Annotated in this window: 18 protein-coding genes and 1 pseudogene; 5 read left to right on the plus strand and 14 right to left on the minus strand. The window is 72.5% G+C overall.

Going from position 1 to position 21,639, the window contains the following annotated elements; translation table 11 throughout:
• Positions 1-100: 100 nt before the first annotated feature.
• The 8 genes from HD601_RS04545 to uvrA form a co-directional block, all read right to left on the minus strand.
• Positions 101-988, minus strand: coding sequence for a 4-(cytidine 5'-diphospho)-2-C-methyl-D-erythritol kinase (locus HD601_RS04545; protein ID WP_184829440.1), 888 nt, complete (start codon positions 986-988; stop codon positions 101-103).
• Positions 989-1,018: 30 nt separating this feature from the next.
• Positions 1,019-1,912, minus strand: a complete 894-nt coding sequence (gene rsmA, locus HD601_RS04550; RefSeq protein WP_184819737.1) for a 16S rRNA (adenine(1518)-N(6)/adenine(1519)-N(6))-dimethyltransferase RsmA — start codon at positions 1,910-1,912, stop codon at positions 1,019-1,021.
• A gap of 40 nt (positions 1,913-1,952) precedes the next feature.
• Positions 1,953-3,089, minus strand: a complete 1,137-nt coding sequence (locus HD601_RS04555) for a ubiquitin-like domain-containing protein (protein ID WP_184819739.1) — start codon at positions 3,087-3,089, stop codon at positions 1,953-1,955.
• Positions 3,090-3,423: 334 nt separating this feature from the next.
• Positions 3,424-4,317: a TatD family hydrolase gene (locus HD601_RS04560; protein ID WP_184819741.1), complete on the minus strand. Its 894-nt coding sequence runs from the start codon at positions 4,315-4,317 to the stop codon at positions 3,424-3,426.
• Entirely contained in the window at positions 4,314-5,897 is a 1,584-nt protein-coding gene (gene metG / locus HD601_RS04565) for a methionine--tRNA ligase (protein WP_184819744.1), read from the minus strand. Before metG ends, HD601_RS04560 begins: the two co-directional genes overlap by 4 nt.
• 75 nt (positions 5,898-5,972) lie before the next feature.
• Positions 5,973-6,887, minus strand: a complete 915-nt coding sequence (locus HD601_RS36340; RefSeq protein WP_184819745.1) for a hypothetical protein — start codon at positions 6,885-6,887, stop codon at positions 5,973-5,975.
• A gap of 171 nt (positions 6,888-7,058) precedes the next feature.
• Positions 7,059-7,934, minus strand: coding sequence for an LLM class flavin-dependent oxidoreductase (locus HD601_RS04575; protein ID WP_184819747.1), 876 nt, complete (start codon positions 7,932-7,934; stop codon positions 7,059-7,061).
• A gap of 17 nt (positions 7,935-7,951) precedes the next feature.
• Positions 7,952-10,507, minus strand: a complete 2,556-nt coding sequence (gene uvrA / locus HD601_RS04580; RefSeq protein ID WP_184819749.1) for an excinuclease ABC subunit UvrA — start codon at positions 10,505-10,507, stop codon at positions 7,952-7,954.
• A 102-nt stretch (positions 10,508-10,609) separates the two neighbouring features.
• Here uvrA and HD601_RS33420 point away from each other — a divergent pair, with 102 nt between their 5' ends.
• A complete protein-coding gene (locus HD601_RS33420; protein WP_221440531.1) occupies positions 10,610-11,425 on the plus strand; it encodes a MerR family transcriptional regulator in 816 nt (271 codons plus the stop codon).
• Here the strand turns inward: HD601_RS33420 and ligD are convergent.
• A pseudogene (gene ligD, locus HD601_RS33425) lies at positions 11,407-12,600 on the minus strand (non-homologous end-joining DNA ligase); the annotation flags it as partial. The gene HD601_RS33420 and the pseudogene ligD overlap by 19 nt on opposite strands.
• Positions 12,601-12,772: 172 nt before the next feature.
• Complete coding sequence (locus HD601_RS04590; protein ID WP_184819751.1) at positions 12,773-13,045, minus strand: hypothetical protein; 273 nt, start codon at positions 13,043-13,045, stop codon at positions 12,773-12,775.
• A gap of 109 nt (positions 13,046-13,154) precedes the next feature.
• Here HD601_RS04590 and HD601_RS04595 point away from each other — a divergent pair, with 109 nt between their 5' ends.
• Positions 13,155-13,568 (plus strand): PRC-barrel domain-containing protein, encoded by a 414-nt coding sequence (locus tag HD601_RS04595; RefSeq protein WP_184819752.1) that lies wholly within the window; start codon positions 13,155-13,157, stop codon positions 13,566-13,568.
• A gap of 25 nt (positions 13,569-13,593) precedes the next feature.
• Here the strand turns inward: HD601_RS04595 and HD601_RS04600 are convergent, their stop codons facing one another.
• The 3 genes from HD601_RS04600 to HD601_RS04610 are packed head-to-tail and all read right to left on the minus strand — an operon-like array spanning position 13,594 to position 17,705.
• On the minus strand, positions 13,594-15,219 hold the full coding sequence (locus HD601_RS04600) for a Na+/H+ antiporter (RefSeq protein WP_184819753.1): 1,626 nt from the start codon (positions 15,217-15,219) through the stop codon (positions 13,594-13,596).
• Between the two features lie 19 nt (positions 15,220-15,238).
• Positions 15,239-16,237 (minus strand): cytochrome d ubiquinol oxidase subunit II, encoded by a 999-nt coding sequence (cydB, locus tag HD601_RS04605; RefSeq protein WP_184819754.1) that lies wholly within the window; start codon positions 16,235-16,237, stop codon positions 15,239-15,241.
• Between the two features lie 13 nt (positions 16,238-16,250).
• Positions 16,251-17,705, minus strand: coding sequence for a cytochrome ubiquinol oxidase subunit I (locus tag HD601_RS04610; protein WP_184819755.1), 1,455 nt, complete (start codon positions 17,703-17,705; stop codon positions 16,251-16,253).
• Positions 17,706-17,801: 96 nt separating this feature from the next.
• Here HD601_RS04610 and HD601_RS04615 point away from each other — a divergent pair, with 96 nt between their 5' ends.
• Complete coding sequence (locus HD601_RS04615) at positions 17,802-18,188, plus strand: BlaI/MecI/CopY family transcriptional regulator (protein ID WP_343076386.1); 387 nt, start codon at positions 17,802-17,804, stop codon at positions 18,186-18,188.
• Positions 18,185-19,096 carry a M48 family metalloprotease gene (locus HD601_RS04620; protein WP_184819757.1) on the plus strand — a complete coding sequence of 304 codons (912 nt, stop codon included), beginning with the start codon at positions 18,185-18,187 and terminating at the stop codon, positions 19,094-19,096. Before HD601_RS04615 ends, HD601_RS04620 begins: the two co-directional genes overlap by 4 nt.
• Here HD601_RS04620 and rsmI read toward each other — a convergent pair.
• Entirely contained in the window at positions 19,084-19,938 is an 855-nt protein-coding gene (gene rsmI, locus HD601_RS04625; protein ID WP_184829444.1) for a 16S rRNA (cytidine(1402)-2'-O)-methyltransferase, read from the minus strand. The genes HD601_RS04620 and rsmI overlap by 13 nt on opposite strands.
• 72 nt (positions 19,939-20,010) lie before the next feature.
• Here rsmI and HD601_RS04630 point away from each other — a divergent pair, with 72 nt between their 5' ends.
• Complete coding sequence (locus HD601_RS04630; RefSeq protein WP_184819759.1) at positions 20,011-21,630, plus strand: phospholipid carrier-dependent glycosyltransferase; 1,620 nt, start codon at positions 20,011-20,013, stop codon at positions 21,628-21,630.
• Positions 21,631-21,639: the final 9 nt, after the last annotated feature.

Raw genomic sequence — 21,639 nt, forward strand, 5'->3', positions numbered from 1 at the left:
GGGGGGGATGCCGTCAGGGGTAGGCGCGGGCGTCCGAGCGAGGAACGAGCGAGGCGGGCGGGGACGGCATCCCCCCGACCCCCGCAACGCAGCGCAACGGTCACGTCCCGACGGCGGCGTGTCCGGTCACGGCAACAGCCCGCGCACACGTCCCCGACGCCGCGAGATCGACGGCCAGCGCCCCCGCGGAGGCCCCGTCGCGGGCCAGGAAGACGCACGTGGGCCCGGATCCCGACACCAGTCCCGCCAGGGCCCCGTGCTCCTCGCCGGCCCGCAGGGTGTCCTTCAGCGTCGGCCGCAGCGCCAGGGCGGCCTCCTGCAGGTCGTTGTGGAGCAGCACGGCCAGGGCGTCGAGGTCGGCGGACTCCAGCGCCGCCAGCAGCTCGCCGGGCACGGAGGGTGCCGGCACCTTGCGGTCGGAGCGGAGGTCGTCGAGGCGGCGGTAGACGTCGGGGGTGGAGAGGCCGCCGTCGGCGGTGGCGAGCACCCAGTGCAGCTCGCCGCGGACGGGGACCGGCCGCAGCCGCTCGCCGCGCCCCGTTCCGACGGCGGTGCCGCCGATGAGCGCGAACGGGACGTCGCTGCCTAGGCCCGCCGCCACGGACGAGAGCCGCGACTCCGGCATCCGCAGCCCCCACAGCCGGTCGCAGGCGAGCAGGGCGCCCGCGGCGTCGGCGCTGCCACCGGCGAGTCCGGCGGCGACCGGGATCTCCTTGTGCACGCGCAGCAGCGCGCCGCTGCGCAACCGGGCGCGGCGGGCGAGGGAGCGGGCGGCACGGACGGCGAGGTTGGACTCGTCGGCCGGCGTCTGGTCGGTGTAGGGACCGGTGACATGGACGGTGACGGCGTCGGCGTGGACGGCCGAGATCTCGTCGTAGAGCGAGACGGCGTGGAAGACGGTCGCGAGCTCGTGGAAGCCGTCGGAGCGCACCGGGCCGACGGACAGCATCAGATTGATCTTCGCCGGGACGCGGGCGATCACCTGCAGCACCAGCGAGACCTTACCGGAAATACCGGCTCATGAGGCGCCAAAGGTGGTGATAGTCGGACGCGCCGCGGCGATCCGCGCGAAGTCGTCGACGGTGAGCTGTTCGCCGCGCGCCCGAGGGTCGACGCCGGCCGCCGTGAGGGCCTCTTCGGCCGCCGCGGGGGACCCGGCCCAGCCGCTCAGCGCGGCCCGCAGGGTCTTGCGGCGCTGGGCGAACGCGGCATCGACGACGGCGAAGACGGCGGCCCGGTCCGCGGGGTCGCGCGCACCGCCGGGACGGCGCTCCAGCAGCACGAGTCCGGAGTCGACGTTTGGCGCCGGCCAGAAGACGTTGCGGCCCACGGGACCGGCCGGTGACACCGTCGCGTACCACGCCGCCTTGACCGAGGGGACGCCGTACGTGCGCGACCCCGGCGGCGCGGCCAGCCGGTCGGCGACCTCCTTCTGGACCATCACGAGGACCCGCGACAGGCTCGGGAGCGTCTCGAGGAGGTGCAGCAGCACCGGCACGGACACGTTGTACGGCAGGTTGGCCACCAGCGCCGTCGGCGCCGCACCCGGCAGCTCGGACACCCGCAGCGCGTCGGCCGGCACCACCTCGAGCCGGTCGGCCACGCCGGGCGCGTACTCGGACACCGTCGACGGCAGCCGCCCGGCCAGGACGGGGTCGATCTCGACGGCGACCACGCGGCTGACGACCGGCAGCAGCGCCAGCGTCAGCGAGCCCAGCCCCGGGCCGACCTCGACCACGACGTCGTCCGGGCCGACGCCGGCGATGCGGACGATGCGGCGCACCGTGTTGGGGTCGATGACGAAGTTCTGCCCCAGCGTCTTCGTCGGCCGCAGGTCGAGCTCGGCGGCCAGACGGCGAACGTCCGCCGGCCCCAGGAGTCTGGGACCGGCGGACGTCTCGTCGTTCTGCACCGCCCGAGCCTATCCGGGCTCAGGCAGCAGACACGCAGGGTCAGCCGAGCGGCAGGCCGAGCGACCGGGCGCAGGCCGGCCAGTCGCCGTACCCGCCGCGGTTGTCGCGGACCTTCGTGGCGATGCGGATCTGCTCGGCCTTGCTGTTCTCGTGCGGGTAGCCGGAGCCGCCGAAGGCGCGCCAGGTGCCCACGGAGAACTGCAGTCCGCCGTAGTAGCCGTTGCCGGTGTTGATGGACCAGTTGCCGCCGGACTCACACTCCGCCAGCCGGTCCCAGACGCCGCCGTCGACGTCGCCACCACCGCCGCCACCGTCGCTCGGCTCGTCGGCCGGCGGGGGCGGGGGCTCCTTGGTGCCGATGAGCACGACCTGGTCGACCGGAGCGGCGATCACGGTCTCGGAGAGCATCTTCTGGTTGTGCAGCTCACCGTCGATGTAGGTGTTCTGCATGACCCGCTCGACGGAGCCGTCCTTGCCCTCGGTCTCGACGGACTCGGAGCCCTTCTCGAGGGAGTCGTCCTCCTGCTCGGTCACCTCGAACGGCAGCGCCGCGGTGACCGTCTCGGTCTCGACGGTGACCCGCCGGACGGTGACGGTGGCCGCGTCGGCCAGCGCGGTCTCGAGGGCCGGCTCGACGAGGTCACGCTCGCCGAGGCTGATGCCCGCGTCGCCGAGGGCCTCACGCACAGTGAGCGCCGTCGTCGTGACGGGGTTCGAGGCACCGTCGGCGGTGACGGTGATCTCCTTGGGGGTGCGGACCTCGAAGTCGATGCCGCCGCGCCCGATGGGCTGCGAGCGCGCCACCGAGAGGTCGGCCCCTTCGGCGCGGATGTCGAGGTCGCCCAGGGCTTCCTCGACGGACAGCGCGGTGGTCCAGATCTGCTGCTCCTCGCCGTCGACGGTGACGGTGACCTGGCGGGCGTACCGGACGGAGATCTCAGTGCCGTCCTCGACGTCGCTGTCCAGCGAGGGAATGACCTCGTCGCGTGCGCTGAGCTCGATGCCACGGTCGTCGAGGACGTCCTCGACGGAGTCACCGAACGTGTGCACGGTCTCGGTCTGGCCGTCGACGGTCAGGGCGACGGCGTTGTCGAGCGTGATGTAGGCGACGCCGCCGCCTACGAGAGCAGTGACGACGGTGGCATTGATCGCCATCGTCTTCGCGGACAGGCGCACTGTGCTCCTTGGTCGTACCGTCCGGGCACGGGACCGCGCGGCACGGCCGGTCACGCGATCTGCCCAGCCTTCGCACGCCTGATCGACGCGCCGCTGGACGGACGGTGTGTCCGGCCGTTCATCTGCCACCCGAAGTTTCCCCGACCCCGGCTAACAATCTCGGGACGGTAACGCATCGCGGGCGGCCGGACAACACGTACATGCCCTGAAACCAGACATATCGGGCGGGCCGAGCCGGTTGTGACACTGTGACGCCCCCACGCGTGCGCCGCGCCGGCGCCCGCGCGCGCGAGCCGCCCCAGGCACCCGCTTGACCAGCGGAAACGACTTCCTGTCACCATGATCCGAAAACACGGTCGGTGTTCTCCTGGAGCGCGTGACACACCGTCTCGACACTCTGGCCGAGGGTCTCGGCGATGAACCGCACCGTCACCGGGACCAGGTACGACGCGTTCGGCCGGCCGCGGTACGGGTGCGGCGTGAGGAACGGCGCGTCGGTCTCGACGAGCAGGTTTCCGAGCGGCGTGACGGCGAGCGCGGCACGCAGATCGGCCGCGTTCCGAAACGTCACCGGACCGGCGAAGGACAGGTACCAGCCGCGCTCTGCGACGTCGCGCGCGAAGGTCTCGTTCCCCGAGAAACAGTGAAATACGACACAATCGGGCGTTTCGGCGTCGTCGAGGACCCGCAGCACGTCCTCGTGGGCGTCCCGGTCATGGATGGTCAGGACCAGTCCGCGGCGCCGGGCGATCTCGATGTGGGCGCGCAGCGAGTACTCCTGAGCGGCCACGCCCTCGGGCCCGGTGCGGAAGAAGTCGAGGCCCGTCTCGCCGATGCCGCGCACCCGTGGGCTCGACCCGGCCAGCCGGTCGATCTCGGCCAGCGCGTCGTCCAGCGTGCCCCCGGCGGCCAGCTTCGGCGCCTCGTTCGGGTGCAGCGCGACCGTCGCGACGACCGACGGGTACCGCTCGGCGACCTCGACGGCCCAGGCCGCGCCCGGCAGGTCGCAGCCCACCTGCACGACGCGGGTCACGTTCACCTTCGCGGCGGCGTCCAGCGCCTCCGTCACCCCGAACGCGTCGCCGTCGTCACCGTCGGCGATGTCCATGTGGCAATGGGTGTCGGTGACGGGCAGCGGGAGCGGCTCGGGCAGCGGCGGCCGCGACCGGTCGCGCTTGCGGCCCGACTCGTCGGTGGCCGACCGCCGCTCGCGGGGTGTGTCGCTCACTGCCCGTCGGCGGCGAGGTCGAGCCGCGGGAACAGTGCGTCGCCCTTGGTGACCTCGGCGCCGGGGACCAGCTGGCCCCAGCGGCCGGCGTCGGCGACCGGCTGGGCGGCCAGCGCGCCGAGCGCCTTCTCGGCCCCCAGGGACTCCCACAGCTTCGCCGTCGCCTTCGGCATGACCGGGTTCAGCAGCACGGCCAGCGCCCGCAGCGCCTCGGCGGAGGAGTACAGGATGGTGGCCAGACGCTCGCGCTGCGACTCGTCCTTGGCGACGGCCCACGGCTGCTGCTCGGTGATGTAGCCGTTGGCGGCCTCGACCAGGGTCCAGACGGCGGCCAGCGCCTCGTGCGGGGCGACGCGGTCGACGGCGGCCTCGGCGTCCTGCGCGGCCTTGGCGGCGACGGCGGCCAGCGCGTCCTCGGCGGGGGTCGACGGCCCAGGGGCCGGCAGCACGCCGTCGAAGTAGCGGCCGACCATGGCGGCGACGCGCGAGGCGAGGTTGCCCAGCCCGTTGGCGAGCTCGGCCTGGTAGCGCGCGGCGATGTCCTCCCACGAGAACGAGCCGTCGTTGCCGAACGCGATGGCGCGCAGGAAGTAGTACCGGAACGCGTCGGAGCCGAACGTGTCGATGATCTGCGCCGGGGCGATGCCGGTGAGCTTGGACTTGCTCATCTTCTCGCCGCCGACCAGCAGCCAGCCGTGCGCGAACACCTTCTTCGGCAGCGGCTCACCGGCGGCCATGAGCATGGCCGGCCAGATGACGGCGTGGAAGCGCAGGATGTCCTTGCCGACGAAGTGGATGTCGGCCGGCCAGGTGCTCTGGTACTTCTCCGGGTCGGCGCCGTAGCCGGCCGCCGTGGCGTAGTTGAGCAGCGCGTCGAACCAGACGTAGATGACGTGCGCGTCGTCCCACGGCACCGGGACGCCCCAGTCGAACGTCGAGCGCGAGATGGAGAGGTCCTGCAGTCCCTGCCGGACGAAGCCGAGCACCTCGTTGCGGGCGCTCTCGGGCTGCACGAAGTCGGGGTTCTGCTCGTAGAACTCCAGCAGCCGCTCGGTGTAGGCGGACATGCGGAAGAAGTAGTTCGTCTCCGACAGCTTCTCGACCGGCCGGCCGTGGATCGAGCAGAGCAGCTGCCCCTCGTACTCCCCGGTGCCCTCGACGAGGTCGCCGGGGAGCTTGTACTCCTCGCAGGCGACGCAGTAGTAGCCCTCGTAGGTGCCCTCGAAGATCTCGCCGGCGTCGTAGAGGTGCTGGATGAAGTCCTGCACCCGGGCCACGTGCCGCGGCTCGGTGGTGCGGATGAAGTCGTCGTTCGATGCGTCGATGGTCTCGAGCACCGGCTTCCAGGCGGTGTCGACCAGCCGGTCGGCCCACTCCTGCGGGGTGACGCCGTTGGCCTCGGCCGTGCGCATGACCTTCTCGCCGTGCTCGTCGGTGCCGGTGAGGAACCAGACATCCTCCTGGCGCTGACGGTGCCAGCGGGCGATGAAGTCGGTGGCTACGGTCGTGTACGCGTGGCCGATGTGCGGTGCGTCGTTGACGTAGTAGATCGGCGTGGTGACGTAGAACGCCTTGGGCATGCGCCCGATGGTAGTCCCCGCCCATCCATGATCATCAACCGCTGGCGACACCATGACGTCGCCAACGGTTGATGATCATGTGGATACCCACGAGGTTGTCCACACATCACGTTCTGGCCCTGGCGCACAGCGCGCGCGTCGATGAGGCTCGGCGGCGTGGGACTGCCTTCCGATGTCGCCGTGATCGCCGCGCAGCAGCACGGCGTGATCGGCCTCGACCAGGCGATCGCGGCCGGGCTGACGCAGCGACGCATCGGCTGGCTCGTGCGCTCGGGGCGCTGGCGGCGCGTGCACGCCCGGGTGTACGCCGTCTTCCCCGGACCGCTCTCGTTCGAGGGCCTCGTCTGGGCCGCGATCCTGCGCGCCGGCCGGGGCGCGGTCGCCAGTCACCGGACGGCCGCGTACCTCGATGGTCTCTGCGACGAACCCGGGCCGGTGGTGCACGTCACCGTGCCGGCTGACCGGCACGTGCGCAGCCGGATCGACGGCGTCCGGGTCCACTACGCGCACCGCTTGGACCGGACGCGTCACCCCACACGCACGCCACCCCGCACCCGTACCGAGGAGACGGTCCTCGACCTGGTCGACATCACCCGCCGTCCGCAGGAGGTCGAGACCTGGGTGACGTCGGCCTGCCAGCGCCGCCGCACGACACCAGAGCGCCTCGCCGACGCGCTCGCGCTGCGCAAGAAGATCCGCTGGCGGCCGATGGTGGAGAGCATGCTGAGCGACGTCGAGGAGGGTGCGCAATCGCCGCTCGAGCTCCGTCACCTCCACGCCGTCGAGCGTGCCCATGCCCTGCCTCGCGGCCATCGGCAACGGCGGGTGACTGGTGGCCGCGTCACCTGGGTGGACGTCGACTACGACCGGTACACGCTCCGGGTCGAGCTCGACGGCCGGGTCGGACATGCCGACGAGGGCCGGTTCCGCGACCGTCATCGCGACAACCGCGCCACCACGCACGGACGGGCCACGCTGCGGTACGGCCACGCCGATGTCTTCGGTGATCCGTGCGGGGTCGCCGCGGAGCAGGGACGCGTGCGAGGACCGGGGTTGGACCGGAACGCCACGCGCCTGCGGCCCCGACTGTCGTTCGCCCATGATCATCAACGGGTGGCGACGTCATGGTGTCGCCAGCGGTGGATGATCAAGCGAGGAGGGTCAGAGCTTGGGCACGACGGTCTCGAAGAACAGCTCGACCTGGCGGCGGGTGTCGCCGCGTACCGGCCAGAAGACGAAGGTCTCGAAGCCGAGCCGCTCGCGGTAGTCGGTCAGCGCCTCGGCCCAGTGCGCGGCCGGCCCGACCAGGAGCTGGTCGTTGCGCCGCGCCTGGTCGTCGTCGATGACGCCCATGACGTTGAACACACGCCGGATCGCGGACGGGTCGCGCCCCGCGGCGACGGCGGCCGCGTCGACCGCGCGCTGCATGGCCGGCACCTCGTCCAGCGACAGGTAGGCATTGGTGGGCAGCCAGCCGTCGGCGTGCCGGCCAGTGAGCGCCAGCATGCGCGACTTGAACGCGCCGACCCAGACCGGCGGGACGGGGTCCGGCGGGGCTCCGGCGACGGCGACGGCCTCGCGCAGCCGGTAGAACTCGCCGTCGTGGTCGACGCGGTGACCGCTCCACAGCCGCCGGAGCAGCGGGATCGCCTCGTCCAGCGCGCCGATGGCCTGCCCGAGCGAGCCCCACTGCGCGCCCCACCCGGGCAGCCCGTCGTACGGCCCGCCGGCGCCCAGCCCCAGCACGAACCGGCCGCCGCTGGTGAACTGCAGCGTCGCGGCGGCCTTCGCGATGACCGTCGGCGACCGGAACGGCAGCGCCGTCACGTTCGTCGCGACTCGGACCCGCGACGTCCGGGCGAGCAGCAGCGGGACCAGCGTCCACGCGTCCAGCTCCGACGGCAGGTACGGATGGTCGGCGACGGTGACGAGCCCGGCCCCGAGCTCCTCGGCGATGGTGGTCGCCTCGAGGAGCTCGGGAAGCCGCTTCGCCGACGCAGGGAGGGCCGCGCCGAACTCGATCGCTGTGGTGGTCATGCCTCCACTACACAACCTCAACCAACGTTGAGGTCAAGCCTGCCGCGCAGGAACGCGCCGGTCCGCGACGCAGGCGTCGAGGCGACGGCAGACGGCGTCCCCTCGGCGACCACCCGCCCACCCGCCGCACCGCCGGCGGGCCCGAGGTCCACCACCCAGTCCGCCGCCGCGATGACGTCGAGGTCGTGCTCGATCGCCACGACGGTGTTCCCGGCGTCGACCAGCCGCCGCAGCACGCCGAGCAGCCGCGCGACGTCGTCGACATGCAGGCCGGTGGTCGGCTCGTCGAGCAGGTACAGCGTGCGTCCCGTCGACCGCCGGGCCAGTTCCTTCGCCAGCTTGATGCGCTGCGCCTCGCCACCGGACAGCGTGGTCGTGGGCTGGCCGAGCTGGAGGTACCCGAGCCCGACGTCGGCCAGCAGCCGCAGCCGCGACGCCGCCGCGGGCACGCCGTCGAACACCTCGACCGCCTCGGCAACCGTCAGCGAGAGCGCCTCGGCGATGTCGAGGCCGCCGTACCGCGCGTGCAGGACGTCGCGGGTGAACCGGCGGCCGCGGCAGATCGGGCAGCGCACCTGGACGTCGGGCAGGAAGTGCATCGACACCGTCAGCACCCCGGCGCCCGTGCACCGCTCGCACCGCCCGCCGGGCACGTTGAAGGAGAAGTGCCCGGCGGTGAGGCTCCGCGACCGCGCACCGTCGGTCGCGGCGAACGCCTCGCGGATCGGGGTGAACGCGTCGGACAGGGTCGCGACGTTGGACCGGGGCATCCGCCCGGCCGCCTGTTGGTCGATGGTGACGACCTTGTCCAGGTGCTCCCAGCCGTCGATGCCGTCGTGGTCGCCGGGCGGGTCGCCGGCGCCGTGGAAGCGCTGGCGGCCGGCCTTGTCGACGAGGTCGAGGATCAGCGACGACTTCCCCGACCCCGATGGCCCGGTGACGGCGACCAGCCGCCCCAGGGGCAGCGCGAGGGTGACGTCCTTCAGGTTGTGCTCGCGTGCGCCCCGGACGACCAGCGCGGGACCGCCGCTGCCGCCGTCGGCCCCCAGCGTCGACGACGACGGCACCCGCAGCCGCCCGGACAGGTACGCCCCGGTCACCGAGCCCTCGGTCGCGGCCACCTCGTCGGGCGTCCCCGCCGCGACCACCCGGCCGCCGTCGCGCCCGGCGCCGGGACCGATGTCGATGACGTGGTCGGCGGCCCGGAGCACGTCGAGGTCGTGCTCGATGACCAGCACGGTGTTGCCGAGGTCGCGCAGCCGGCGCAGCACGTCGACCAGCCGCGCGCTGTCGGCCGGATGCAGGCCGATGGTCGGCTCGTCCAGGACGTAGAGCACGCCGGTCAGCCCGGACCCGAGCAGCGCCGCCAGCCGGAGCCGCTGCGCCTCGCCTGCGGACAGGCTGGGCGTGGCGCGCTCGAGGGTGAGGTAGTCGACGCCGACGTCGACCAGCCGCCGGACCCGTTCGTGGAGGTCGGCGACCACGGGCTCGGCGAAGCGCCACTCCTCGGCGGTGACCCGGTCGCGCAGCGCGTCGATCCAGGCCGCCAGCTCGCTCAGCGGCAGCCGGGCGGCGTCGACGACGGTCAGCCCGGCGACGGTGACCTTCCGGCTCTCGGGCCGCAGCCGGGTGCCGTCGCAGTCGGGGCAGGTCTCCTGGCGCAGCACCCGCTCGGTCCTCTCGCGGTAGCCGGCGTCCTCGATGCGGTCGGCGTAGCGGCGCAGCACCGCCGTCGCCACGCCCTCGAACCGGCCGGCGGACACCGTCCGCGGCGGCTGCGCCGACGCGTCGACGTGGCGGCGGAACTGCGGGCTCTCGACGCCGTGGACCAGCAGGTCGCGCTGGGCCAGGCCCAGCTCGCGGACCGGCACGTAGGCGTCGAACTCGAACCCGTAGTGCGTGCCGGCGGCCTGCAGGATCGGGATGTTGCGGTCGGTCAGCACCGGCTGCCAGCCGAGTACCGCGCCCTCCGCCACGCTGACGCCGTCGTCGATGAGCAACGACACGTCGGGCCGCATGACCACGCCGAGACCGGTGCAGGTGGGGCACGCGCCGGCCGGCTTGTTGAAGGAGAAGTCGCCCATGACCAGGTCGGCGACCGGGGTGCCGCAGTGCGGGCAGGGCACGGTCTCGGAGTCGCGCGGCTCGCCGGACTCGTCGTCCCACGGGTCGTCGTCGCCCTCCTGGTAGCTGGGCAGCAGCGCGCCGCCGCAGGCCGGGCAGGGCCGGTGGCCGGCGCGGGCCCAGAGCAGGCGCAGGTAGGTGAAGACCTCGGTGGCGGTGCCGACCGTGGACCGCGGGCTGCGGTTCGTGAGGTACTGGTCGATGCTGATGGAGGGCGACAGGCCGGTGATGGAGTCGACCGGCGCCTTGCTCATCTGCATGGTGACCAGCCCGAGCGACTCGAGGTACTGGCGCTGGCCCTCGCGGTGCAGCAGGTCGAAGGCGAGGGTGGACTTGCCGGACCCGGACAGGCCGGTCAGCACGACCAGCCGGTTGCGCGGGATGGCGACGGTGACGTTCCTGAGGTTGTGCAGGCGGGCGTTGGTGACCCTGATCTCGCCGAAATCCATACCTTCAAGTCTCTCATTGAACTCCTTATTGAAGGTTGGCCTCGTATGCTGGCTGAACTGCAAGGATGAGTCTCAAGTACCGTGGTGAAGGAGGGCTCGACGGTGGCAGCGTTGCGGCCTGCCGATCTGGCCCAGGCGGTGGGCGTCTCGGCGCAGCAGGTCCGCAACTACGAGGACGCCGGAGTGCTGCCTCCGGTGCCGCGCTCCGCGTCGGGATACCGGCAGTTCTCCGAGCGGCATCTGGAGGCGCTGCTCACCTTCCGGTCGCTGGTGCCCGGGTTCGGCGTCATCGCCGCGCGGTCGATCATGCGGACGGTCCACGACGGCGACGTCCCCGGGGCGCTGGCGCTGGTCGACGCGGCGCACGCCGACCTGCACGACCAGCGGCGCCGGCTGCACCGGACGGCCGCGGCGCTGGCGGCTCTGGCCGGCGGGGTCACGACGGGGTCCGCGGCGGCTCCGGCCGGGGTCGCGTCCGGACTGCGCGTGGGCGAGGCCGCCCGCCTGCTGGGCGTGCGGCCGTCGGCGCTGCGCACGTGGGAGGCGGCCGGGCTGCTCACCCCGTCGCGCGAGCCGGGCACGTCGTACCGCACCTACTCCCCCGACGACGTGCGCGACGCGCAGCTCGTGCTGCTGCTGCGGCAGAGCTACTACGGGCTGGCGCAGGTCGGGTCGGTGCTCGGCGAGCTGCGCCGTACCGGCAGCACCGAGGCGCTGCAGGCCGTTCTGGCGCAGCGGCGGGAGCAGTTGACGGCGCGGTCGCTGGCCATGCTCGACGGCGCCGGCCGGCTGTTCGCCTACCTGTCGTCGGAACCGTCGGAACCGCCGGCGCCGTCGGACCCCGCGGCGGCGGCTTCGCGAGCCTCGCGCACGGCCTCGCCGGCGTTGGCCCAGGGCGTGCCGGCCCAGGGGTCGTAGTCGACCTCGAGCGGCTCCTGCTCGGGCCGGCGGTCCTCCGGCACGTGCTGCAGGTTGACGCGGATGCGGTACCAGAGCGAGCTGCGCCCGCGCATGCCGTCGACCAGGACGTCGGCGGGCGCGAGGTCGGCGACGACGTCGGGATGCCTCTCCTTCCAGCGCTCGAGTCCGGCCATGGCCTCGTTCTTGGTCTTGGCCCGCGCGATCTCGATGAGCGGCATGGTCTGGGTGCGCCGGCCGGTGCCCTTGGGCGGCTTCTCGGCCGGGCCGAGGCGCTCGGCCAGCTCGAGCAGCCGGTCGAGCGAGCCGGCCGACGTCTCGATGCCGGCCCAGGGGTCGCCGATGTCCTCGTAGCGCTGGGCGGCCGTGGCCAGGGTGAACGCCTCGGGCCGGCAGGTGGGCACCTCGTCCCAGGTCAGCGGCATGGACACACGGGCGTCAGCCTTGGCGCGGACGGAGTAGGCCGAGGCGACGGTGCGGTCCTTGGCGTTCTGGTTGAAGTCGACGAAGACCCCTTCGCGCTCTTCCTTCCACCACTTGGCGGTCGCGATGCCGGGCGCGCGGTTCTCGACCTCGCGGGCGACGGACTCGGCGGCCAGGCGTACCTGCCGGTAGGACCAGTGCGGGTCGATGCGGGTGTAGACGTGGAAGCCGCGCGAGCCCGACGTCTTGGGCCAGGCGGTGAGCCCGTGGTCCTGCAGCACCTCGCGCGCGACGAGGGCGACGTCGATGATCTGCGCCCACTCGATGCCCGGGTTGGGGTCGAGGTCGATGCGCAGCTCGTCGGGGCGGTCGAGGTCCTCGGCGCGGACGGGGTGCGGGTTGAGGTCGATGCAGCCGAGGTTGACCACCCAGGCCAGGGCCGCGGCGTCGCGCACCACGACCTCGTCGGCGGACGTGCCGGAGCGGTAGCGCAGCGTCGCGACCTCGACCCAGTCGGGTCGTTTGTCGGGAGCGCGCTTCTGGAAGAACGCCTCCTGGTCGATGCCCTTGACGAACCGCTTGAGGATCATGGGCCGGCCCTCGACGCCGCGCAGCGCACCCTCGGCCACGGCCAGGTAGTAGGTGACGAGGTCGAGCTTGGTGTGGCCGCCGTCGGGGAAGACCACCTTGTCCGGATGGGTGATGGTCACCTCGCGTCCGGCGACCTCGAGCACCTTCGAGGACGACGCCATGAACCCACCTTAGAGGGACGGGGTGACAGCCGGTCGGTTCACGCCTTGGCACGCTCGAGCGTCGTCCTTGGCACGCCGGAAGCGACCAATCGCGCCCGAGATGCGGCATGTGTGGAGCGCTCCGGCGTGCCAAGGCCGAGCGGTCAGGGTTCGATGCGGCGGTGCCGGCAGGTCACGACGGCGTCGCCTGCGGCGGGGGCGGCGGCGTCGCGGCGTCCTGGGCCAGCGGCGCCTCGGCGACCGGATGCTCCACCAGGGCGAGCACGCGGCTGGACATGAACCGGGCGGTCCGCACGGGCGTGCCGGAGCGGGTGACCTCGGCGACGACGACCACGCCGCGGCCGATGCTGACGTCGACCCGGCGCCCGGCCCGGGTGGCGGTGATCTCGTAGCTGCGCGTGGTGTCGCCGGCGTCGATGACGATCTCGACCCTGTCACCCCTCATGGGCACCTCCCGGAAGGCGGCCTGAGCACCCACGATCCCATGCGGCGGTGACAATCCGGCCCAGACGGGGTACGGACCACCCAGATCCACGTGATCGAGAGGAGTTCCGATGACCACCGACATCCCGCGTTCGCTCGTTCACCTTGCCGATTCCGACCTGACCGTGAAGATCGAGGACGACGTGCGCGGCCGGCCGGTCGTGGACCGCAACGGCGACGAGGTCGGCACCGTCGACGACCTCGTCATCGACCCGCAGGAGCTGAAGGTGCGGTTCCTGCAGGTCGGCTCCGGCGGTTTCCTCGGCCTTGGCGAGAAGAAGCAGCTCATCCCGGTCGACGCCGTGGTGAAGGTCGACGAGCAGGTGCACATCGCCCAGGAGCGCGGCCACGTGGCGGGCGCACCGGCCTACGACCCGGGCCTGGTGCCGCAGGGCGAGTACTTCGAGGAGCTGTACGGCTACTACGGCTACCCGCCGTTCTGGGCGGCCGGCTACGCCTACCCCGCCTACCCGTTCTACCTGTGACGACGGGGGCGACGGCGGCAGCGGTTCAGTCCGCCGCCGCGGCCGCCTCCTCGTAGTCGAGGCGTTCCAGCTCGCGCCGCATGACCTCGTCGTCGAGGTCGCCGGCGTCGCGCGCCGCGGTGAGCGCACGGCGCTGGGCGGCGAGGATCTCGCGGCGGACCGTCAGCATGGTCGCGCGCATGGCCGGTGCGTGCTCGGCCAGCTCGACCTCCGCGTCGGCGTCGTCGGCGGAGTTCCGGGCCCGCATCGCGGCGGCGATCCGGTCGCGCATGGACCCGAGCACGACGGGGTCCGCTCCGGGCGGCGGGTGGGTCAGCAGGTCGCGCAGTGTCTCCTCGGCGGCGGACCGGGTGATCTGCCGGGCCAGCCGCTGCGCCTCAGCCTCGGCGGCCTGCTCGTCGTCGGCGTTCAGGTGCAGCCGGCGGACCAGCAGCGGCAGCGTCGGGGCCTGGATGAGCAGGCTCCCGACGGCGACGACGAACGCGAGCGCCTGGATGGTGCTGCGCCCGGGGAACGGCGCGCCGGACGCCGTCGTGGCCGGGACGCCGGCGGCCGCCGCCAGGGTCACCACGCCACGCATGCCCGACCACGAGATGACCAGCAGGTACGGACGCGGCAACGGCTGGTATGTCCGGGGTCGACGGCGTCGCCTGCGGAACGGCAGGTACCGCCGTCGCAGCACCCGCTGGCCGTAGGTGAGGAACACCCAGAACGGCCGGACCAGCAGCACCACCAGCAGCACCGCCCCGGCGGCCAGCGCGAACCGCCACCATTCGCCGTCCGTCAGCCCGAGGTCGGCGAAGACGAACCGGCACTGCAGGCCCATGTAGGCGAAGACCAGCGCCTCGAGCAACGTGTCGAGGCTGCGCCAGACCTGGCGTCCCTGCAACCGGGTCGCGAAGCCGGCATCGGCGTCGTGGTGGCCGAGCCAGAACCCGGCCGTCACCACCGCGAGGACGCCCGAGGCGTGCAGCTCCTCGGTGAACAGGAACGCCGCGAACGGCACCACCAGGCCGAGGACGGTCTCGAGGCCGCTGTCGCCGAGCCGCTGCCGCGCCCAGTGCACGCCCGCGGCCAGCGCCAGGCCGACCGCGCAGCCGACCGCCGCTGAGTACAGGAACAGCAGGATCGCGTTGTCGATGAACGGGTGGCTGCCCGTGGCCGCGGCGACGGCGAGGGTGAAGATGGTCAGCGCGGTGGCGTCGTTGACCAGGCTCTCGCCGGTCAGGATCGTCATCAGCCGTTTCGGCAGCCCGAGCTTGCGCCCGATGGCGACGGCGCTCACGGCGTCCGGCGGCGCCACGACCGCGCCCAGCACCAGCGCCGATACCACCCCGAGGCCCGGGACCACCCAGTTCGCCACGGCCCCGGTGATCAGCGTCGACACGACCACCATGCCGATGCCGAGGGACAGGATCGGGCGCAGGTTGCGGGCCAGGCTGTAGACGCTGAAGTCCAGCGCCGCGGAGTACAGCAGCGGCGGCAGCACGACGCTGAGGATCAGCTCCGGGTCCAACTCGAACCGCGGCAGCCCGGGGATGAACGAGACCAGCGACGCCAGCACCACGACGACGATCGACGGCTGCAGCCCGCGCCGGTTGGCGACCGCGGTCACCGCGATCGCGCCCACCACCACGAGCAGCAACTGCATCGATCAGCAGGCTAACGGCCTACGGGATGTGCTGGACCCCGATCCGCTTGCGGAACATCCAGTAGACCCAGCTCTGGTAGATCAGCACCGCCGGGACGAACGGCACCGCCACCCAGGTCATCACGGTCAGCGTGTAGTCCGACGACGACGCGTTCGCCGTCGTCAGGCCGTTCGCCGCATCGAGGGTCGACGGCAGCACGTCCGGGAAGAGCGCCGCGAACAGCGTCACCGCGGTGCCGGCGACCGCCGCGAAGGTCGCCACGAACGCCCACCCCTCGCGGCCGCGCGCGATCGCCGTCGCCCCGGCCGCGACCGCCGCCACCGTCACCAGCGCGCCGGCTGCCGCCAGCCGCGACGGGGTGTCGTCGCGCAGCAGCGTCCAGGCGAGGAACGCCGCCAGCACGACACCGACCGGGACCGCGAGCCGCCCGGCCAGCCGCCGCGCCCGGACCCGGATGTCGCCGACGGTCTTGAGCGCGACGTAGTGGGTGCCGTGCAGCAGCGCCAGCGCCAGCGTCACGACGCCGCCCAGCAGCGTGTACGGGGTGACGAGGTCGGCCCAGCCGCCCACGAAGTCGTGCCGCGCGTCCAGCGGGAGGCCCTGCACGAACCCGGCCAGGATGACGCCCCAGACGAACGCCGGGACCGCCGAACCCACGAAGATCACCAGGTCCCAGCGACGGCGCCAGCTGTCGGTGTCGCCCTTGGCGCGGTACTCGAACGCCAGGCCGCGGCCGATCAGCGCCAGCAGGATCAGCAGCAGCGGCAGGTAGTACGCCGACCATGCCGTCGAGTACCACTCGGGAAAGGCGGCGAACGTCGCGCCGACGGCCGTGATGACCCAGACCTCGTTGCCGTCCCACACCGGTCCGATGGTGTTGATGAGGACCCGGCGCTCGGTGTCGTCGCGGGCGAACCGGCGGGTCAGCAGGCCCACGCCGAAGTCGAAGCCCTCGAGCGCCAGGTAGCCGGTCCAGAGGACGGCGATGAGCAGGAACCAGAGCGTGGTCGATTCCATCGTGTCCGTCCTCTCAGTACGCGAAGCTCAGCGGCTTGTCGGCGTCGGCCTCATCGGGCTGGTCCGGCTCCGCGTCGCCGCCGGTGGGCGTCACGTCGGGCAGGCCGGGCCGGGCGTGTCTGAGCAGCAGGTACACCCACAGCCAGGTCAGGCCGGCGTACAACACCGTGAAGGCGGCGAGCGAGACGAACACCGTCGTGGCGCTGGTGCTGGGACTGATGCCCGACTCGGTCCGCATGAGGCCGAACACCAGCCAGGGTTGCCGGCCCATCTCGGTGAAGATCCAGCCGAACGCGTTGCCGGCCAGCGGCAGGACGGGCAGGACGGCGGCCGCGCGCAGCGCCCAGGGCGACGCCGGGACCCGTCCGCGCCGGGTGGCCCAGAGCTGCCAGAGCGCGATCAGCCCGGCCAGCCCGCCCATGGTGATCATCATGCGGAACGTCCAGTACGTCACCGGGATGTTCGGGCTGTAGTCCCCCGGCCCGTACAGCTCCTCGTACTGCGCCTGCAGGTCGTTGATGCCCTCGACCTGGCCGTCGAACGAGCCGGTGCCGAGGAACGAGAGCAGCTGCGGGACCTCGATCGAGTACAGCGCCTCGCTGCCGTCCAGCGTGCCGACGGTGAACAGCGAGAACGGCGCCGGCTGCGCGGTCTCGTAGAGCGCTTCGGCCGACGCCATCTTCATCGGCTGCACCTCGGTCATGACCTTGCCCTGGGTGTCGCCGGTGATCGCGACGCCGATGCCGCCGATGAGGACGGTGACGGCGCCGATGCGCAGGGCGGTGCGGAAGGCGCCCCGGTCGGACGGTGCGCCGGGGGCGGCGTCGTCAGGGTTGCGCGCGCCGCGCACCAGGTGCCACATCGCCACCGCCGCGACCACTCCGCCGCCGACCATGAACGCGGCGAAGATCGTGTGCGGGAACGTGACGAGCAGCACCTTGTTCGTCAGCACGGCCCAGATGTCGGTGAGCTCGGCGCATCCGGCCGCCTCGTCGATCTCGTAGCCGACGGGGTTCTGCATGAACGAGTTCGCGGCCAGGATGAAGTACGCCGACAGCAGCGTCCCGAACGCCGTCACCCAGATGGTCGTGAGGTGGATCTTCGGCGGGATGCGGCCCCACCCGAAGATCCAGACGCCGACGAAGACCGACTCGAGGTAGAACGCGAGCAGCGCCTCCATGGCCAGCGGCGCGCCGAACACGTCGCCGACGAAGCGGCTGAAGTCGCTCCAGTTCATGCCGAACTGGAACTCCTGCACCAGGCCGGTGACCACGCCGACGGCCAAGTTGATCAGCAGCAGCTTCCCGAAGAACTTGGTCAGCCGCAGCCAGCGCTCGCTCTTCGTGCGCATCCAGACCGACTGCATGATCGCGACGAGGAACGCCATCGAGATGGTGAACGGGACGAAGAAGAAGTGCACCACCGTGGTGATGCCGAACTGCCAGCGGGCGAGGTCCAGCACGTCCATGTTCGTTCGTGACCCTTCGGGGCGCCGGGGTACTACATTCCGTCGTAGATTCTACGACTTACTGTAGTACTACGAGCGGTCGGTAGACTGTGAGATGTGCCAGGACGCGCCCGACTCGGTGAACTCGAACGCACCGTCATGGACCTGTTGTGGACGTTCGAGACCCCCGCCACCGTGCGGCAGGTGCACGAGGCGCTGGCCGGGTCGCGCGACGTCGCGTACACGACGGTCATGACGGTGCTCGACCGGCTGGCCCGCAAGGGGTCGGCCGAGCAGATCCGCGACGGCCGCGCCTACCGCTACCGCCCCGCCGTCTCGCGCGACGAGCTGACGGCCGAGCTCATGCACGAGGCGCTCGACACCGTCGACGGGTCCGACCGCACGGCGGCGCTGCTGCGGTTCGTCGGGTCCGCGTCCGCCGACGACGCGCGGGCACTGCGCGAGGCGCTCGAAGCGGTCGAGGCGGTCGAGGGTTCCTCGTGACGGAGACGACGCCCGTCGTGCTGCTGGTCCTGGCCCTGCTGCTGGCCGGGCCGGCGCCGGCGCTGCTGGCGCGGTCGCGGTGGCCGCTGCGGGCGCCGCGGGCGGCCCTGGTGCTCTGGCAGGCGGTCGCGCTGGCGGCGGTGCTGTCGGCGCTCGGCGCGGGCGCGTCGGCGGGGACGCTGGTGGTCGGACATCCGGCGCCGTCCTGGTGGCTGCTGGTGCTGCACGGCGCCTCGTTGCTGCTGACGGTCGTGGTGGCGGCGCGGCTGCTGTGGTCGGCGCACACGCTGGGCATGACGCTGCGGGCGCGGCGACGGCGGCAGCGGCACGTCGTCGACCTGGTCGGGCGGTCCGACGGGCGGGCACCGGGGGCGGTGGTGGTCGACGTGGCGCCGGCCCTGGCGTACTGCATCCCCGGCGTCCGGCCCAGGGTCGTGGTGTCCTCACCCACGTTGGAAGCGCTGGACGAGGCCGAGGTCGACGCCGTCCTGGCGCACGAGCGGGCGCACGCCCGGGCCCGGCACGACCTCGTGCTCGAGGGGTTCGGCGTGCTGCACAACGCGTTCCCACGGCTGGTCCGCAGCTCAGTGGCGCTCGACTCGGCGTCCGGGCTGGTCGAGATGCTCGCCGACGACGCCGCCCGACGGCGTTCCGGTGCGGTCCCGCTGGCGCGGGCGCTGGCCCGGCTCGCGCACGCCCCGGTCCCGGCCGGCGCGCTGGGCTCCGGCGCGGTGACCCCGGCCGTGCGGATCCGCAGGCTGGCGCCGTCGTCGATGGAGAGCCGGATCCCGGTGGGGCTGATCGCCGCGGTCGCCTACACGGTCGCCGCCGCGCTGGTCGTCGTCCCCACCGTCGCCGTCGCCGCCCCCTGGCTCGCGGCCCTGACGCGCGCCGCTCAGCTCCCCTGAGCAGAGTCCTTCGCGGCGACGACGGCGTTGTAGACGTCGCGCTTGGACAGGCCCAGCTCGCGGGCGACGTCGGCGATGGCCTCCTTGCGCCGGACGCCGGTGGTCTCGCGCTCGGCCACCAGCGCGACGGCGTCGGCCACCGTCGCCGCGGCTCTCGGCGGCGCGCCGCCGACCACGATGGTGATCTCACCGAGCGGCCCGTCGGTCTCGGCCCAGCCGGCCAGCTCGGCCAGGGGACCGCGCTTGACCTCCTCGTGCGTCTTGGTCAGCTCGCGGCAGACCGCCGCTGCGCGGCCGTCACCGAACGCCGTCGCCATGGAGCGCAGCGTCTCGGCCAGCCGGTGCCGCGACTCGAAGAAGACCATGGTGCGCGGCTCGTCGGCCAGCGCCCCGAACACCCGCGCCCGCTCCCCCGGCCGGCGCGGCGGGAAGCCCTCGAAGCAGAACCGGTCGACCGGCAGCCCGCTGAGCGCGAGCGCCGTCAGCACCGCCGACGGCCCCGGCACCGCCGTCACCCGCACGCCCGCGTCGACGGCGGCCGCCACCAGCCGGTAGCCGGGGTCGGACACCGACGGCATGCCGGCGTCGGTCACCAGCACCACGCGCGCGCCGTCGGTCAGCGCCGTCAGCAGCTCCGGCGTCCGCGCGGACTCGTTGCCCTCGAAGTACGACACCAGCCGCCCGGACACCGTCACACCCAGCGACGACGTCAGCCGGAGCAGCCGCCGGGTGTCCTCGGCAGCCACCACGTCGGCCGTCGCCAGCTCGGCCGCGAGCCGCGGCGGCGCGTCGCCGACGTCGCCGATCGGGGTGCCGGCGAGCACCAGCACGCCGTCGGTCATCGAGTTCGCCACCCGCCCATCCTCGCGCAGCGATGCACCGGACTTCACAGGACGCACTCGTAGGATGACCCGGTGACCCAGACGGTTGACGCCCCCGAGGCATCCGTGACGGCGAGGTCCGCGGCCGCGATCCGCGCCCGCCTCGTCCGGCCGATGCCCACCGACCGCGTCTGGGGCTGGATCGGCCCGCTGCTGGTCGGAGTGGTCGCGGCGGTGCTGCGGCTGGTCGACCTCGGCCGCCCCAACAAGATCATCTTCGACGAGACGTACTACGCCAAGGACGCCTACTCGCAGCTGCTGTTCGGCTACTCGCGCAAGTTCACCGAAGACGCGAACGAACGCATTCTCAACGGCGACCTCGACGTCTTCCTCAACGAGCCGTCGTTCGTCGTGCACCCGCCGGTCGGCAAGTTCCTCATCGGCCAGGGCATCCGGGTGTTCGGCATGGACCCGTTCGGCTGGCGCATCGCGGTGGCCCTGTGCGGCATCCTGACGGTGGTCCTGGTCGCGCGCATCGGCCGGCGGATGTTCCGGTCGACGCTGCTGGGCTGCGTCGCCGGCCTGCTGCTCGCCGTCGACGGCCTGTCCATCGTCATGAGCCGGACGGCGGTGCTCGACGGCATCCTGACGATGTTCATCGTGGCGGCGTTCGGCTGCCTGCTCGTCGACCGCGACTCGATGCGGGCCAAGTACGCCGACTGGGCCGAGGCGCGCCTCGCCCGCGGCCTGACCGAGCCCGGCGACGGTCCGCTGTTCTGGTGGCGGCCGTGGCGGCTGGCGGCGGGCCTCATGCTCGGCCTGGCCTGCGGCACCAAGTGGAGCGGGCTGTACGCCCTCGCCGTCTTCGGGCTCATGACGGTGCTGTGGGAGGTCGGCGCCCGGCGCGCGGCCGAGCTGCAGAGCCCGGTGCTGAACTCGATGCTGCGCGACGGCCCGGTGGCCTTCCTGACCATGGTCGGCACGGCCGTCGTCGTGTACGTCGGGTCATGGTGGGGCTGGATCTTCTCCGAGAACGGCTACGGCCGGCAGTGGGCGACGGAGCACGCGCCGTCCGCGTTCGGCTCACTGTTCCCGAGCTGGGCCCGCAGCCTCTGGCACTACCACGACGACATGCTGCGGTTCCATCGCGACCTCGACACCCCGCACGACTACATGTCCAAGCCGTGGGAGTGGCTCTACCTCGGCCGGCCGGTCTCGTTCGACTACGAGGGCTATGACCTCGGGCAGGGCGGCTGCCAGGTCGAACGCTGCAGCCAGGCGGTGCTCGCGCTGGGCACGCCGCCGTTGTGGTGGGGGGCCCTCGCGGCGATCCTGGTGTGCCTGTGGTGGTGGTTCTTCCGCCGCGACTGGCGGGCCGGTGCCGTCCTGGCCGGCTTCACCGCCACCTGGGTGCCGTGGATGTTCTTCACGACCAGCTGGCTGCCGTGGTTCTCCGGCACCGACCGGACGATCTTCTACTTCTACGCCGTCGCCCTCGCGCCGTTCCTGGTGCTGGCCGTGACGTTCGTGCTGGGCCTGATCATCGGGCCACCCGACGCCTCACCACGGCGGCGGGCGATCGGTGTCGCCGTCGCCGGCGGATACGTGCTCATCGTCATCGCGGTGGCCGCCTGGTTCTACCCCATCCATGTCGACCAGCTGATCCCGTACGACGACTGGCGGGCCCGCATGTGGTTCGACAGCTGGATCTGAGCGCTCCTG

The sequence above is a fragment of the Jiangella mangrovi genome, from assembly GCF_014204975.1.
Classification (GTDB): Bacteria; Actinomycetota; Actinomycetes; order Jiangellales; family Jiangellaceae; genus Jiangella; species Jiangella mangrovi.

What these genes read in the sequence shown, in the direction of transcription:
- rsmI (WP_184829444.1), bottom strand. Translation starts at nt 19,938, where the DNA reads ATGACCGACGGCGTGCTGGTGCTCGCCGGCACCCCGATCGGCGACGTC.
- metG (WP_184819744.1), bottom strand. Translation starts at nt 5,897, where the DNA reads ATGCCCAAGGCGTTCTACGTCACCACGCCGATCTACTACGTCAACGAC.
- HD601_RS04600 (WP_184819753.1), bottom strand. Translation starts at nt 15,219, where the DNA reads ATGCAGTTGCTGCTCGTGGTGGTGGGCGCGATCGCGGTGACCGCGGTC.
- HD601_RS04575 (WP_184819747.1), bottom strand. Translation starts at nt 7,934, where the DNA reads ATGACCACCACAGCGATCGAGTTCGGCGCGGCCCTCCCTGCGTCGGCG.
- cydB (WP_184819754.1), bottom strand. Translation starts at nt 16,237, where the DNA reads ATGGAATCGACCACGCTCTGGTTCCTGCTCATCGCCGTCCTCTGGACC.
- HD601_RS04590 (WP_184819751.1), bottom strand. Translation starts at nt 13,045, where the DNA reads ATGAGGGGTGACAGGGTCGAGATCGTCATCGACGCCGGCGACACCACG.
- HD601_RS04610 (WP_184819755.1), bottom strand. Translation starts at nt 17,705, where the DNA reads ATGGACGTGCTGGACCTCGCCCGCTGGCAGTTCGGCATCACCACGGTG.
- HD601_RS04595 (WP_184819752.1), top strand. Translation starts at nt 13,155, where the DNA reads ATGACCACCGACATCCCGCGTTCGCTCGTTCACCTTGCCGATTCCGAC.
- uvrA (WP_184819749.1), bottom strand. Translation starts at nt 10,507, where the DNA reads ATGGATTTCGGCGAGATCAGGGTCACCAACGCCCGCCTGCACAACCTC.